This window comes from Frigoribacterium sp. RIT-PI-h (assembly GCF_001297205.1).
Lineage (GTDB): Bacteria > Actinomycetota > Actinomycetes > Actinomycetales > Microbacteriaceae > Frigoribacterium.
Genome location: NZ_LHOZ01000130.1, coordinates 1 through 13,237, shown reverse-complemented (window position 1 = coordinate 13,237; position 13,237 = coordinate 1). Strand labels below are relative to the sequence as shown.

Sequence of the window (13,237 nt, the reverse complement as noted above, 5' to 3'; positions counted from 1 at the left end):
CCCCCAGCCCCTCCACCGAAAGGCACCGTCGTGTCCGTCGTCAAGATCAACGCCATCCACGTCCCCGAAGGCTCGGGCGCCGAGCTCGAGAAGCGCTTCGCCGCGCGCAAGCACTCGGTCGACGGGGCGGAGGGGTTCGAGGGATTCCAGCTGCTGCGTCCCGTCAAGGGCGACGACCGCTACTTCGTGGTGACGACCTGGCGCAGCGAAGAGGACTTCGCGGCCTGGTCGGCCGACGGCGCGAAGGCCGCCCACGCCCGCCCCGCCGGGTCGGGCGAGGCCCCGCGCGGCCCCGTCGCGACCGGTGCCGACCTGCTCGAGTTCGAGGTCGTCGAGCTCTGACCGGAGTGGTCGCGACGACGCGCCCACCCGCGCCCGGCGAGGCTCGTTCGACGTCGAGCGACCGGTGCCGAGGATGACAGCGATCTCCAGGCTTCGCGCGTAGTCTCCTGCCCAATCGCCGACCCGCTCGGGGCCCGGCGTGAGAGGTCGCGATCGTCATGAAGAAGTCCACCCGCTGGGCCACCGCCGCCGCCGTCCCCGTGGCCGTCATCGCCGCGAGCATCGTGGTCCCCGCCGTCTCGGCCACGGCCGACGTCGACCTGCCCGACAAGACCCCGCAGCAGGTGCTGGCCCTCGCCGCCTCGAGCTCGGGGGCGTCCTACTCGGGCACGATCGAGCAGACCTCCGACCTCGGGCTGCCCGACGTGTCGCCCCGGGCCACGGGCGGCGGGTCGTCGTCGGACGCCGCCGGCGCCCTCGACCTGTTGACCGGCAACCACACCGCGAAGGTCTACGCCGACGGCGCCACGAAGCAGAGGGTGCAGGTCATCGACGACCTCGCCGAGCGCAACGTGATCCGCAACGGGTCGAGCGTGTGGGCCTACGACTCGAAGACCAAAGAAGCGACGCACGCGACGCTGCCCGACCAGGGCGCCACCGAGAAGCCGAGCGCCCTGCCCGACGGCACCGCCGTCCCGAAGACCCCGGCCGAACTGGCCGACCTCGTCCTGTCGTCGGTCGAGCCCACGACGACCGTCACGGCCGACTCCGACGTCAGGGTGGCCGGACGGGACGCCTACCAGGTCGTCCTCACCCCCGAGGACTCCTCGACGCTCGTCGCGAGTGCGACCCTCACCGTCGACGCCGAGACCGGCATCCCGCTCAAGGTCGTCGTCGCCGCGAAGGGGCAGAGCGACCCGGCCCTGTCGGCCGGGTTCACCTCGGTCGATTTCGGTGCCCCTGCGGAGTCCGTCTTCGCGTTCACTCCGCCGGCGGACGCGACCGTGACCGACGTGACCGTGCCGACCGGCACCTCCGGACGGTCGGACGGCGACGCGGCGCACGCCGAGAAGACCGTCATCGGCTCCGGCTGGAGCACGATCGTCGGGGTCACCCCGGCAGCGGGGTCGACCGACGGCACCTCGTCGGCCGACGCCGACACCACGGGGTTGCTCGACCAGCTGACGACGAAGGTCGACGGGGGTCGCGTGCTCGAGACCTCGCTGGTCTCGGTCCTGCTCACCGACGACGGCCGGGTCTTCGCCGGGGCGGTCGACGCCTCGACGCTGCAGGCCGCCGTCGCCCGTCAGTGACCTCCGGCCGGTGAGCCACGACACCGCCACCGTCCGGGCGTCGACCGACGACGATGCGTCCCGAGGGGCGTTCGCCGTCGAGACGACCGGTCTGACGAAGCAGTTCGGACGCCAGCGCGCCGTCGACGGCGTCGACCTCGCGGTGCCGCACGGCAGCGTCTACGGGTTCCTCGGCCCGAACGGCTCGGGCAAGACCAGCACGATCCGCATGTTGCTGGGGCTCACCTCGGCGTCGAGCGGTGTCATCCGGGTGCTCGGAGGGTCGATGCCCGACGACCTGCGCCGCATCCTTCCTCGCGTCGGCGCCCTGGTCGAGGGTCCGGCGTTCTACCCGTTCCTGTCCGGCCGGGCGAACCTGCACCGCCTCGACTCGGGCGACCGCTCGGCCCCGGCCGCGACGCGCCGTGCCCGTGTCGACGCCGCCCTCGACCGCGTCGGGCTCGGACACGCGGCCTCGAAGAAGGCCCACGCGTACTCGCTCGGCATGAAGCAGCGCCTCGGCATCGCGAACGCCCTGCTCATGCCGCGGGACCTGCTGGTGCTCGACGAGCCCAGCAACGGCCTCGACCCGCAGGGCACGCGCGAGGTCCGCACGCTCATCCGCTCCCTCGCCGACGAGGGCACGACCGTCTTCGTCTCGAGCCACCTGCTCAGCGAGGTCGAGCAGATGTGCACGCACATCGGCGTGATGAGCGCCGGCCGGCTGCTCACCCAGGGCACGCTCGACGACCTGCGAGCACTCGGCACGCACCGGGTCCGCCTGCTCACGCCCGACCCGGACGCCGCCCGCGACGTCCTCGTCCGCCTGGGGCTCACCCCGGAGGCGCGGGCCCGGCCGGACGCGACGCCCGCGACCGCAGGCGGTTCGGTGAGCGTGGAGGCCGAGCTCGCCGTCGAGGGGCTCTCGCCCGAGTCGATCGTGGTCGCCCTCGTCGCCGCGGACGTTCGCGCGCGCGGGTGCGGGGTGGCCGGAGCCGGCCTCGAGGACCGCTTCGTCGACCTGGCCGGGGAGGGCTTCGATGTCGCCGGCTGACCCCCCCGGCAGGCGTCCCGCGCCGCCCACCCCGCCGCCCGCCCGCGGGGCGGGTTGGGTCTCGCCCTGCTGGGGAGCGAACTGGCGGTGCTCTTCCGCCGCGTCCGGACGATCGCGCTGCTCGCCGCGCTGGCCCTGATCCCGGTGCTGCTCGCCGTCGCCGTCCGGGTCACGTCGTCCGACGGCGACGGTGGTCGCGGACCGGCCTTCCTCGGCGACATCACGCAGAACGGCCTCTTCGTCTCGCTCACCGCCCTGACGGTGGCGATCCCGCTCTTCCTGCCGCTGACCGTGGGGGTCGTCGCCGGCGACACGATCGCGGGCGAGGCGAGCCTCGGCACCCTGCGGTACCTGCTGGTGACCCCGGTGGGCCGGGTGCGCCTCCTGCTCGTCAAGTACGCAGCCGCTGCCGCGTTCTGCCTCGCCGCCACGCTCGTCGTGGTCGTCTTCGGGGCGATCGCCGGTGCCGCGTTGTTCCCGGTCGGGCCGGTCACCCTGCTCTCGGGGCAGACGATCGGCCTGGGCGACTACGCGCTGAGGCTGCTGCTCATGGCGCTGTACGTGACGATGTCGCTGCTCGGCCTGACCGCCATCGGCCTGTTCGCCTCGACGCTGACGAGCGTGCCGGTCGGTGCCATGGCCGCCACGATCGTGCTCTCGACCGTCGCGCAGATCGTCGATGCGCTACCGCAACTGGACGTCCTGGACCCCTGGCTGTTCACGCACCACTGGCTGGGCTTCGCCGACCTGATGCGCGACCCGGTCTCGTGGGACTCGTTCGGCGCCAACGCCCTGCTGCAGGCCGGCTACGTCGTGGTCTTCGGTGCCCTGGCGCTAGGCCGGTTCACCACCAAGGACGTCCTGAGCTGACCCGTCGGCGCGCCGGTGTCGGCGGTCGCGGTTACCGTGGATCGGTGTTTTCCCGTCCCCGCCGCTCCCTGATCCCCCCCACCCCGACCCACCTGACCGTGGCGACGACGCTCGCCGCCGTGGCCCTGTTCGCCGCGGCCGGCTGCACGTCGACCTCGGTCGACGACGCCGACGGACGCACGGCCCTCGTCACCCACCAGCAGGAGGCGCGGGTCACCGTGGTCGGCGCCGCCACCGCCCCCGAGAGGGCCGTCGAAGCCAGCCGGGCGATGTTCGCCTCGAGTCCGGTGGCGGTCGTCGCCCCGGACGGGGACGAGGCAGGCCAGGCGGAGGCGGCAGACGAGGCGGTACGCCCCGGGGGGCCGAGGCCGCTCGCCCCCGCCGGGCCGTCGACCGGGGCGCCGCCGGCGGCCCGTCGACCGGGCCCTCCGGCCTGGTGGCCGAGCTCGACCGGCTCGGCGTCGAGACGGTGCTGGCGGGGGGCGACGCGGGGGCGATCGGCGGGCCGCGTGTCGCGGTGGCGACCCGCGCCCCCCCGGTCGCCGTGCCCGACGCGGCGCCGCCACGCGCCGACGCCCGCGCCGGCGTGGCGGGGGCCGACGACGTCGCGGCCGCGGCCGCCGCGCGGGCCGCGGGTGCCGGGGTGCAGACCCTGCCCGACGGTGTCGTCGACCTGCAGGCCTCCGGTGAGGCGATCGAGGCGCTGCACGCCTCGACGACGACCGACACGGTGTTGATCGGGTCGACGTTCACGGCGGTGCGCGACCCCGCGTGGTCGGTCACGGCCGCCCGGTCCGGTGCGCAACTGCCCGGCGGCGGGCAGCGGTTCTTCCCCGATCGACGGTTCGTGGCGCTCTACGGGGCGCCGGGCACGGGGGCGCTCGGGGTGCTCGGCGAGCAGGACGTCGCCTCGACCGTGCAGCGGGCCGCCGACGTCGCGGCGAGCTACGACGCGGCGAGCGACCGGCCCGTCGTGCCGATGCTCGAGGTCATCGCGACCGTCGCCGCCGGTGCCGCGGGGGACGACGGCGACTACTCGAACGAGCTGTCGGTCGCGAGCATCGAGCCCTACGTCGACGCGGCCGCCGCCGCCGGCCAGTACGTGGTGATCGACCTGCAGCCCGGGCGCGCCGACTTCCTGAGCCAGGCGAAGCGCTACGAGTCGCTGCTGTTGCGGCCGAACGTCGGGCTGGCCCTCGACCCCGAATGGCGCCTCGAGGCCGACCAGGTGCCGCTGCGACAGATCGGCGGCGTCGAGGCGGGCGAGGTGAACGCCGTGTCGACCTGGCTGGCCGACCTCGTGGCGTCGAAGGGCCTGCCGCCGAAGATGTTCGTCCTGCACCAGTTCCGGCTCGACATGCTGCGCGATCGGGCGTCGATCGACACGTCCCGGCCCGAGCTGGCCACGCTGATCCACGCCGACGGCCAGGGCTCGCAGCCCGACAAGCAGGCCACCTGGCGCAGGCTGCACGACGGTGCCCCGGCCGGGGTCGCCTGGGGCTGGAAGAACTTCTTCGACGAGGGCGCCCCGATGCTCTCGCCCGAGCAGACGATGGCCGACGTGTCGCCGACGCCCGACCTGGTGACCTACCAGTAGCGCGTCGTCGAGGTCGCCCCGGCGACCCGTGCGGACGATTCACCGGCAGGTGGACGAAGATGAGGAGTCCGAAACCGACCGATGGGAACGCAGCACCGTGGCCACGAACGACGAAGTCGACCTGATCATCGACGCCTGGGCCCGCGAGCGCCCCGACATCGACTTCGCACCCCTCGACGTCTTCTCGCGCCTCCGCCGCCTGTCGCGACGCCTCGACCGCATCCGCAGCGAGGCGTTCGCCCACGCGGGCCTCGAGATCTGGGAGTTCGACGTGCTCTCGGCCCTGCGTCGGGCCGGCGACCCCTTCCAGCTCAGCCCGAAGCACCTCGTCACGGCCACCATGGTCACGAGTGGCACGATGACCAACCGCCTCGACCGTCTCGTCGAGCGCGGACTCGTCGAACGTCGCGGCGACCCGAGCGACGGCCGCGGCGTGCTGGTCCGGGTGACCGAGGACGGCATCGCCCGGGTCGACGCCGCCATGCTCAGCCTCGTCGACGCCGAGAGCGCCCGGCTGCACTCGTTGTCACCCGCCCAGCAGGCCCAGCTGGCCGACCTGCTGCGCCTGGTCGGCGACGAGTTCAGCTGACCCGCGTCGAGCCGCCCAGGGCTCAGCTCGAGAAGGCCGAGCCGGGCAGGTCCTTCTCGCCGTCGACGATCGCCCGCACGATGCGCTCGGCCCCGGCGCCCGGGCCGCGGGCCGCGCCGACCGCCGGGGCCGGCCCCGCCACGGCCCGGGTCGCGAGTCCGGTGTCGGTGTGCCCCGGGCGCGCGTCGAGCACGCGGATGCCGTCGCGCCGGTACTCCCGTCCGGCGGCCGACACGAAGGCCGCCAGGGCCGCCTTGGACGCCGAGTACGCGGCCATCCCGACGGTCGGCGCCTCGGACACGACGCCGCTGATGGTCACGACGAACGGCTTCCGGCCGGCCGCGGCGGACGGGGCGGGCGCGGGGTGGGCGCCGCGCAGCAACCGGATCGGCCCGGGCGCGTTGGTCGCGACGAGCTCGTCGAGGGTGTCGTCGTCGAGGTCCTTCGCCGCTCCGAAGGCGACGACGCCCGCGGCGACCACGACGCCGTCGAGGCGTCCGTGTTCGTCGAGGGCCGAACGGACCAGCGCCGCGCCTCCTGACGGGGCGCGCAGGTCGGCGAGGTAGGCGCCGGGCCCCGACAGCGAGTCCGGGCGACGCGCCGCGCGCACGACGACCGCCCCCGCGTCCTCGAGCATCGCGGCGACGCGCACGCCGGGTCCGCCGGACGCGCCGGCCACGAGCACCACGGCTCCGTCGAGAGCGGTCATGTCGCCGACCCTACGCGCGCCGGTCGTGACGTCGGACGCGACGTCGCCGGGAGAGGAGGGCCCCGCAGGAGGCGCGGGTCGCGTCAGGTGGACGCGCGCACCACCAGCTCGGTCGGCAGCGTCATCGCGGCGGGCTTCTCGCCGTCGATCACCTGCAGCAGCAGGCGCACCATCTCGTTGCTGATGCGGTCGAACGGTTGACGCATGGTCGTCAGCGCCGGTGTCGTCTCGGTCGCGACGCGGGAGTCGTCGAACCCGGCCACGGCGACGTCCTCGGGCACCCGACGACCGGCGGCCCGTAGGGCGTCGATCGCCCCGGCGGCCATGCGGTCGTTGCCCGCGAACACGGCGGCGACGTCGGGGTGGTCGGCGAGCAGCGAGGCCATCGCGACGCGACCGCTCTCACGGCCGTAGTCGCCGTGGCGCACGAGCGACTCGTCGAGGTCGTCGCCCAGCTCGGCGCGGTAGCCCTCGAGCCGGGTGATGCCGCCGGGGGTGTCGGCGGGGCCGGTGATCGTGGCGGTGCGGCGGCGCCCCCGACCGCGGGGGGGGGCCCCCATCTCACGGGCGCCCTCACGGTCGTCGGCGGCGACCCAGCCCATCTTCTTCTCGTGCCCGAGCGGGAGGCCCCAGGCGATCGCCGCCGCGCCCGACTCGACGACGTCGGTCAGCAGGCGGCCGCCGCTGTGTGCCGAGACGAGCAGGACTCCGTCGACGTGGCCGGCGCCGATGTACGCCAGCGCCCGTTGCTGCTCGGCCGGCGACCCGGCCATGATCAGCACGAGCGAGACGTCGCGGTCGGCGAGGGCCGCGGCGGCCCCGCGCAGCAGGATCGAGAAGTTGGGGTCCTCGAAGAGCTGCTGGTGGTCCTCGGTGAGCAGGAAGGCGACCGAGCCGGTGCGGTTCGTCGCCAGGCTGCGCGCGTGCGGGTTGACGCGGTACCCGGTGGCCTTGATGGCCGCCTCGACGGCGGTCTTCGCCTCGGCGCTGACCCAGCGACCGCCGTTGAGCGCCCGCGAGACGGTGCCCCGCGAGACACCCGCCGCCGTCGCGACGTCGTCGATGGTCGGTCGTCCCCGACCCGTCGCGCTGCTCACGCGGCCAGCATAGGGTGCCGCCGGCGCCGGGCCCGCCGGCACTACTTGACCGCGCCGGCGGCGAGGTCGACCTTCCAGAAGCGCTGCAGCACCAGGAAGATGGCGATCAGCGGGATGACCGACAGCAGCGCCCCGGTGATGACGAGCGTGTAGAGCGCCGGCGCCGACGCCCCCTGGTTGAGCAGGCCGTTGAGGCCGACCGTCAACGGGAACAGCGAGTCGTCGCCGAGCATGATGTACGGCAGCATGAAGTTGTTCCAGATGGCGACGAACTGGAACAGGAAGATGGTCACGAGTCCCGGCAGCAGCATCGGGACCGCGATGCGACCGAAGATGCCCATCTCCCGGGCTCCCTCGGTGCGGGCGGCCTCGATCACGTCGGTCGGCACGGCGGCCGCGGCGTAGATGCGGGCGAGGTAGATGCCGTACGGGCTGATGATCTGTGGCAGCAGCACGCCCCAGAACGTGTTGGTCAGGCCGACGTTCGCCAGCAAGAAGTACTGCGGGATCGCCAGGATCACGCCGGGCACGAGCACGCCCATCAGCAACACGTTGAAGACGACCTTCTTGCCCGGGAACTCGAACTTCGCGAGCACGTAGCCCGAGAGCGCCGAGACGAACGTCGACGCGATCGCACCGATGCCGGCGTAGAGGGCCGTGTTGAGCATCCAGCGCCAGAACAGGCCGTCACGGTACTGCGTCAGGGCGACGACGTTGTCGAGCAGGTGACCGCTCGGCGCCAGGGTGAAGGTCGAGAAGAGCTCGCCGCCGTCCTTGGTCGAGGCCATGACGACCCAGAGCACCGGGAACAGGCAGTAGACGGCGCCGATCAGCAGCAGCACCGTCGAGACGACGCTCGGCCGTTCGGCGTGCAGGCGCGGGGCGGCCGGGTCGCGCGGCACCTTGCCCGAGGGTCGCCGGCCCGTCGAGGAGGCGCGGGTCGGGTCGGGCACCGGGGCCGCCGCGTCGCGGGAGCCGTCGAGGTCGATCGTGGTCATGGTCAGTCCTCCTGGCCGAACGCGCGCTTCTGGACGACCCGGAGGAAGAAGAAGCTGACGATGAAGGTGGCGAGCGCGATGACGACCGAGGTCGCCGCCGCCGAGTAGATGTCGTCGCGGGTGAACGCGTCGCGGTAGACGAGCATGAGCGGCGACCAGCTGGTCGACAGGCTGTTCGTGAGCGGGCGCAGGGTGGTCGGCTCGGCGAACACCTGCAGGGTGGCCACCATCGAGAAGAGTGCGGTCATGACGAGCGCGGGAGCCACCATCGGGATCTTGATGCGCAGCGCGATCTGCACCTCGCTGGCACCGTCGAGGCGGGCGGCCTCGTAGACGTCGGTCGGCACGGCCTTGAGCGAGGTGTAGATGACGATCATGTTGAAGCCGACGCCGCCCCACAGGGCGATGTTGGCGATCGCGAACAGGACGGTGCCCGAGCCGAGCACGCCGTCGACGTCCCAGCCCAGCCGGTCGAACACGTAGTAGAAGGGGCTCACGGCGGGCAGGTACAAGAAGCCCCAGAGCAGCGAACTGATCACGGCGGGCACCGCGGAGGGCAGGAAGAACGACACACGCGAGAACGCCGTGGCCCGGGTGCGCTTCGAGTCGAGCAGCAGGGCGAAGAGCAGCGCGAGGCCGAGCATGCACGGGATCAGCACGACGCCGTAGAGCAGGACGCGCCCGACACTGGCGGCGAACTCGGGGTCGGTGAGCGAACCGACGTAGTTCTCGAGGCCGGCGAACACCTGGCTGTCCCCGCCCGAGCCGAGCCCGAGGCCGACGACCTGCTTCTTCTGGAAGCTGAGGAACAGCGTGTAGACGATGGGCGCCGCCATGAACAGCACGAAGAGCACGATGCCGGGGGCGAGCATCGCGTAGGGCGTCAGCACCCGGGTGCGGAAGCTTCCGTTGCCCTTGCGCGTCGCGGGCCGGGGCGCCTCGCGACCGGACGACGACGGCGGAGGGCCGGCGCCGTCGGTGCGGGGGCTGAGAGGGGTGAGGGTGTCGGCCATGCCGGGTCCTTGGGTCGAGACGGGTGTGACGGGGAAGACGAACGTGACGGGGAAGACGGGTGTGACGACGGCGGGTGGGGGGGGTTTCGCCGCCCCACCCGGTGTCGCTCCTCGACCGAGAAGCCGCTCTTGGTCAGGTCGTCGACGGTGATCTCCTGCATGGCCGTGACCGCGTCCTCGAACGCCGCCTGCGTCTTCGCGTCGGCCGCCTTGGCGAACTCGTCGTTGTACGCGCTGAAGGCGACGTTGACGTTGGGGCCGTAGGTGAACGGGTTCACCGACTCGGACGCCTCGGCAGCGATGTCGTAGAAGTCGTCCTGCTGGCTGAAGAACTCGGGGCTCGTCGTCAGGGCGTCGGCCGCCGCGTCGGTCGCCGCCGGGTAGACGCCGGCGATGTCGGCGAGGGCCGCGACCGCCGTGGGGTCGGTGTTGAGCCAGGTCGCGAACTCGACCGCCGCCTCCTTGTGCTCGGACTGCGTCGTGACGGCCGTCGTCGAGCCACCCCAGTTGCCGTCCGCGGGCTTCGAGGCGTCCCACTGCGGCAGCGGGGCCGCGGTCCACTTGCCGGCGGTGTCGGGGGCGTTGCCGCCCAGCACGCCGGGGGCCCAGACCGAGCTGATCCAGCCGACCTGGCTGCCGTCGTTCAGTCCGGCGTTCCACTCGGGCGTGTACATCGGCTTGTTGTCGACGGCACCGCTCTCGACGAGCCCGCCCCAGTACGAGGCGACCTTCTCCGTCGGGCCGCCTTCGATGTCGACGCCCCAGCTGTCGCCGTCGATCGACCACCACGAGGCGCCGGCCTGCTGCGCGAGGCCGGCGAACCAGCCGGCGTCGTTGGCCGAGAAGGTGCCGAGGTACTTCGTCGGGTCGGCGGCGTGCAGCTTCGTGGCCACGTCGGCGTACTCGTCCCACGTGGTCGGGACGCTCAGGCCGTACTGGTCGAGGATGTCGGTGCGGTAGTAGGCCATCATCGGGCCGGAGTCCTGCGGGATGGCGTAGACGCCGTCGCCGCCGAGGGTCACCGACGACCAGGTGCCCTCCGAGAAGTCGCCCTCGAGGTCGGCGGCACCCTGGTCCGAGATGTCGGCGAGCGCGTCCGACGACACGAGCGTCGGGATCTTCTGGTACTCGGCCTGGATCAGGTCCGGAGCACCGCTGCCGGCCTTGATGGCCGTGAGCAGCTTGGTGATGGCCGGGTCGCCGCCGTCCTGCTTGTTCACGGTGACCTGGATGTCGGGGTTGTCCTGGTTCCAGAGGTCGACGACCTTGTCGAGGTTCGGGGCCCAGGCCCAGTAGCTGAGCTCGACGGGGCCGTCGTCGGCCGCGCCTCCCCCGGCACCGGAGCACCCGGCGGTGAGCAGTAGGGCGGCGGTCGCGACCGTGGCGACACCGAGACGGCGGAATGAGCTGCGCATTCGTCCTCCTTGAGGAAAGCAAGAGCTGTGGTGGGGCGGGACAGCGCGGACTTCGGAGAACCACGTCGCTGTGCCTGTGAGCGGTTACAGTTACGCACAGCGCTTTTGGCTTGTCAACACCGATGCGGACCCTTCCGGCAGTCGATACCGGTGTGTTACAACTGGGAGCGCACACAGTCAAAGGAGATCACCGCATGTCACTCGAGCTCGACGCCCGGCCCACGCCCCAGGCCACCACGACCTGGTTGCCCGGCCGCGCCGACCTGCGCTACGGCGGGGACTACAACCCCGAGCAGTGGCCGCGCGAGGTCTGGCTCGAGGACATCGCCCTGATGAAGCAGGCGGGCGTCAACCTGGTCAGCGTCGGCATCTTCTCGTGGGCACTGCTCGAGCCCCGCGAGGGCGAGTACGACTTCGGCTTCCTTGACGACATCCTCGGCCTGCTGCACGACGCCGACATCGACGTCGACCTGGCCACCCCGACGACCGTCCCCCCGGCCTGGTTCTGGAAGGCCTACCCCGACTCCCACCCGGTCACTCGTGACGGCGTCACCCTCGGCCGCGGCTCCCGCGGCATGGTCAGCCCGAGCAGCCCCGACTACCGTCGCGCGGCCCTCGCGATCACCGAGCGGCTGGCCGAGCGCTACGCGAACCACCCCGCGGTGGTGCTCTGGCACGTCCACAACGAGTACGGCGCCCCGATCAGCGAGGACTACGGCCCCCACTCGGTGCTCGCCTTCCGCACCTGGCTCGAGGAGAAGTACGTCACCCTCGACGCGCTCAACGAGGCCTGGGGCACCCGGTTCTGGGGCCAGACCTACGGCGAGTGGGACGAGATCGACGTGCCGCGCACCTCGGCCACGGTCGTCAACCAGACCTCGCGCCTCGACTTCGCCCGGTTCACCTCGGACGCCCTGCTGGCCTGCTTCACGGCCGAACGCGACGCGATCAAGCGACACGCACCGCACCTCCCGGTCACGACGAACTTCATGGCCACCAACTGCCCGTCGATCGACTACTGGAAGTGGGCCCGCGAGGTCGACGTGGTGGCGAACGACCACTACCTCGTGGCCGAACGCCGCGACAACCACGTGCTGCTCGCCATGGACGCCGACCTCACCCGGTCGCTCGCCGGTGGTGCGCCCTGGATGCTCATGGAGCACTCGACCTCGGCCGTCAACTGGCAGCCCCGCAACATCGCCAAGCGCCCCGGTGAGCTCGCCCGCAACGCCGCGAGCCACCTCGCGCGTGGCGCCGACGCGATCCTGTTCTTCCAGTTCCGGGCGTCACGGTACGGCGCCGAGAAGTTCCACTCCGCGATGCTGCCGCACGCCGGCACCGCGACCCGCACCTGGCGCGAGGTCGTCGACTTCGGCGCCGACCTGGGTCGCCTCGCGGCCGTCCGCGGCAGCCGGGTGGAGGCGCGGGTCGCGATCCTCTGGGACGTCGAGTCGTTCTGGGCCCACGACCTCGAGTGGCGCCCGTCGGTCGAGCTCCAGCACCGCGAGCGCGTCGTCGCCTGGTATTCGGCCCTCTGGCACCTCGGCGTGACGGTGGACTTCCGTCACCCGCACGACGACCTGTCGGGCTACGACCTCGTGCTCGCCCCGTCGCTGTACCTGGCCGACCGGCACACCACCGACGCCCTCGGCGCGTTCGTCCGCGGGGGCGGCACCTTCGTCGCGTCGTACTTCTCGGGCGTCGTCGACGAGAACGACACCGTCCACGTCGGCGGAGCACCCGGTGCTCTGCGCGAGGTGCTCGGTCTCTCGGTGCCGGAGTTCCTGCCCCTGTACGCCGACCAGGTCGTCACGCTCGACGACGGCACGACCGGCACCGGCTGGTCCGACGACATCGTCCTCGAAGGCGCCGTGGCGGTCGCGAGCTACGTCGACGGCCCGGCGGGGGGGGGCCGGGGGGCCCCCCGCCACGAGCACGGCGACGGGTCGGCCTGGTACGTCTCGACGCGCACGACGGGGGCCGACCTCGAGGGGCTCGTCCGGTCGGTGCTCGACGACGCCGGCGTGCCGCTGCCGGTCGAGCAGCCCGGCGGGCTCGAGGTCGTCGTGCGCCACGGCGACGACGCCGACTTCACCTTCCTGGTCAACCACGCCGAGGCCGCGACCGACGTCGTGGTCGGTCGGGGCACCGAGCTGATCACCGGCGACGCCGTCGACGGCCGCGTCGTCGTGCCCGCCGGGGCGGTCCGCGTCGTGAGCCGCCCGCGCGGCTGAGCCGCGACGCGAGGCGACCGCAGGAGGCGCGGTGCCGGTGCCGAGACCGGCGCCGCGCCTCCTGCACCCACCCCTCGAGAGCCCCAC

The 13,237-nt window shown here is 72.7% G+C and carries 12 protein-coding genes; 7 read left to right on the top strand and 5 right to left on the bottom strand.

The genetic code is table 11. The annotated features are described in order from the left end of the window. Positions 1 to 30: 30 nt before the first annotated feature. The 6 genes from AEQ27_RS16080 to AEQ27_RS16050 all read left to right on the top strand — a co-directional run bounded on the left by AEQ27_RS16080 (position 31) and on the right by AEQ27_RS16050 (position 5,684). A complete protein-coding gene (locus AEQ27_RS16080) occupies positions 31 to 342 on the top strand; it encodes an antibiotic biosynthesis monooxygenase (protein ID WP_054147586.1) in 312 nt (103 codons plus the stop codon). 158 nt (positions 343 to 500) lie between these two features. After that, complete coding sequence (locus AEQ27_RS16075; RefSeq protein WP_054147585.1) at positions 501 to 1,595, top strand: sigma-E factor regulatory protein RseB domain-containing protein; 1,095 nt, start codon at positions 501 to 503, stop codon at positions 1,593 to 1,595. Between the two features lie 91 nt (positions 1,596 to 1,686). Then, positions 1,687 to 2,628, top strand: a complete 942-nt coding sequence (locus tag AEQ27_RS16070) for an ABC transporter ATP-binding protein (RefSeq protein ID WP_054147590.1) — start codon at positions 1,687 to 1,689, stop codon at positions 2,626 to 2,628. A gap of 54 nt (positions 2,629 to 2,682) precedes the next feature. Next, positions 2,683 to 3,498, top strand: coding sequence for an ABC transporter permease (locus tag AEQ27_RS16065; RefSeq protein WP_054147584.1), 816 nt, complete (start codon positions 2,683 to 2,685; stop codon positions 3,496 to 3,498). Positions 3,499 to 3,934: 436 nt separating this feature from the next. Then, on the top strand, positions 3,935 to 5,095 hold the full coding sequence (locus AEQ27_RS16055) for a hypothetical protein (protein ID WP_054147582.1): 1,161 nt from the start codon (positions 3,935 to 3,937) through the stop codon (positions 5,093 to 5,095). 97 nt (positions 5,096 to 5,192) lie between these two features. Continuing rightward, positions 5,193 to 5,684, top strand: coding sequence for a MarR family winged helix-turn-helix transcriptional regulator (locus tag AEQ27_RS16050; RefSeq protein ID WP_054147589.1), 492 nt, complete (start codon positions 5,193 to 5,195; stop codon positions 5,682 to 5,684). Between the two features lie 22 nt (positions 5,685 to 5,706). Here the strand turns inward: AEQ27_RS16050 and AEQ27_RS16045 are convergent, their stop codons facing one another. The 5 genes from AEQ27_RS16045 to AEQ27_RS16025 all read right to left on the bottom strand — a co-directional run bounded on the left by AEQ27_RS16045 (position 5,707) and on the right by AEQ27_RS16025 (position 10,916). Further along, positions 5,707 to 6,393 (bottom strand): SDR family NAD(P)-dependent oxidoreductase, encoded by a 687-nt coding sequence (locus AEQ27_RS16045; protein ID WP_054147581.1) that lies wholly within the window; start codon positions 6,391 to 6,393, stop codon positions 5,707 to 5,709. Positions 6,394 to 6,476: 83 nt separating this feature from the next. Then, a complete protein-coding gene (locus AEQ27_RS16040; protein WP_054147588.1) occupies positions 6,477 to 7,490 on the bottom strand; it encodes a LacI family DNA-binding transcriptional regulator in 1,014 nt (337 codons plus the stop codon). 41 nt (positions 7,491 to 7,531) lie between these two features. Beyond that, entirely contained in the window at positions 7,532 to 8,488 is a 957-nt protein-coding gene (locus AEQ27_RS16035) for a carbohydrate ABC transporter permease (protein ID WP_082383682.1), read from the bottom strand. Between the two features lie 2 nt (positions 8,489 to 8,490). Then, positions 8,491 to 9,360 carry a carbohydrate ABC transporter permease gene (locus AEQ27_RS16030; protein WP_054147587.1) on the bottom strand — a complete coding sequence of 290 codons (870 nt, stop codon included), beginning with the start codon at positions 9,358 to 9,360 and terminating at the stop codon, positions 8,491 to 8,493. Between the two features lie 11 nt (positions 9,361 to 9,371). Next, positions 9,372 to 10,916, bottom strand: coding sequence for an ABC transporter substrate-binding protein (locus AEQ27_RS16025; RefSeq protein ID WP_152970427.1), 1,545 nt, complete (start codon positions 10,914 to 10,916; stop codon positions 9,372 to 9,374). Between the two features lie 194 nt (positions 10,917 to 11,110). On the opposite strand from AEQ27_RS16025, the gene AEQ27_RS16020 reads away from it, so the two are divergent. After that, a complete protein-coding gene (locus AEQ27_RS16020) occupies positions 11,111 to 13,150 on the top strand; it encodes a beta-galactosidase (RefSeq protein ID WP_054147580.1) in 2,040 nt (679 codons plus the stop codon). The last annotated feature ends 87 nt before the right edge of the window (positions 13,151 to 13,237 follow it).

What these genes read in the sequence shown, in the direction of transcription:
- AEQ27_RS16020 (WP_054147580.1), top strand. Translation starts at nt 11,111, where the DNA reads ATGTCACTCGAGCTCGACGCCCGGCCCACGCCCCAGGCCACCACGACC.
- AEQ27_RS16045 (WP_054147581.1), bottom strand. Translation starts at nt 6,393, where the DNA reads ATGACCGCTCTCGACGGAGCCGTGGTGCTCGTGGCCGGCGCGTCCGGC.
- AEQ27_RS16025 (WP_152970427.1), bottom strand. Translation starts at nt 10,916, where the DNA reads ATGCGCAGCTCATTCCGCCGTCTCGGTGTCGCCACGGTCGCGACCGCC.
- AEQ27_RS16030 (WP_054147587.1), bottom strand. Translation starts at nt 9,360, where the DNA reads ATGCTCGCCCCCGGCATCGTGCTCTTCGTGCTGTTCATGGCGGCGCCC.
- AEQ27_RS16075 (WP_054147585.1), top strand. Translation starts at nt 501, where the DNA reads ATGAAGAAGTCCACCCGCTGGGCCACCGCCGCCGCCGTCCCCGTGGCC.
- AEQ27_RS16035 (WP_082383682.1), bottom strand. Translation starts at nt 8,488, where the DNA reads ATGACCACGATCGACCTCGACGGCTCCCGCGACGCGGCGGCCCCGGTG.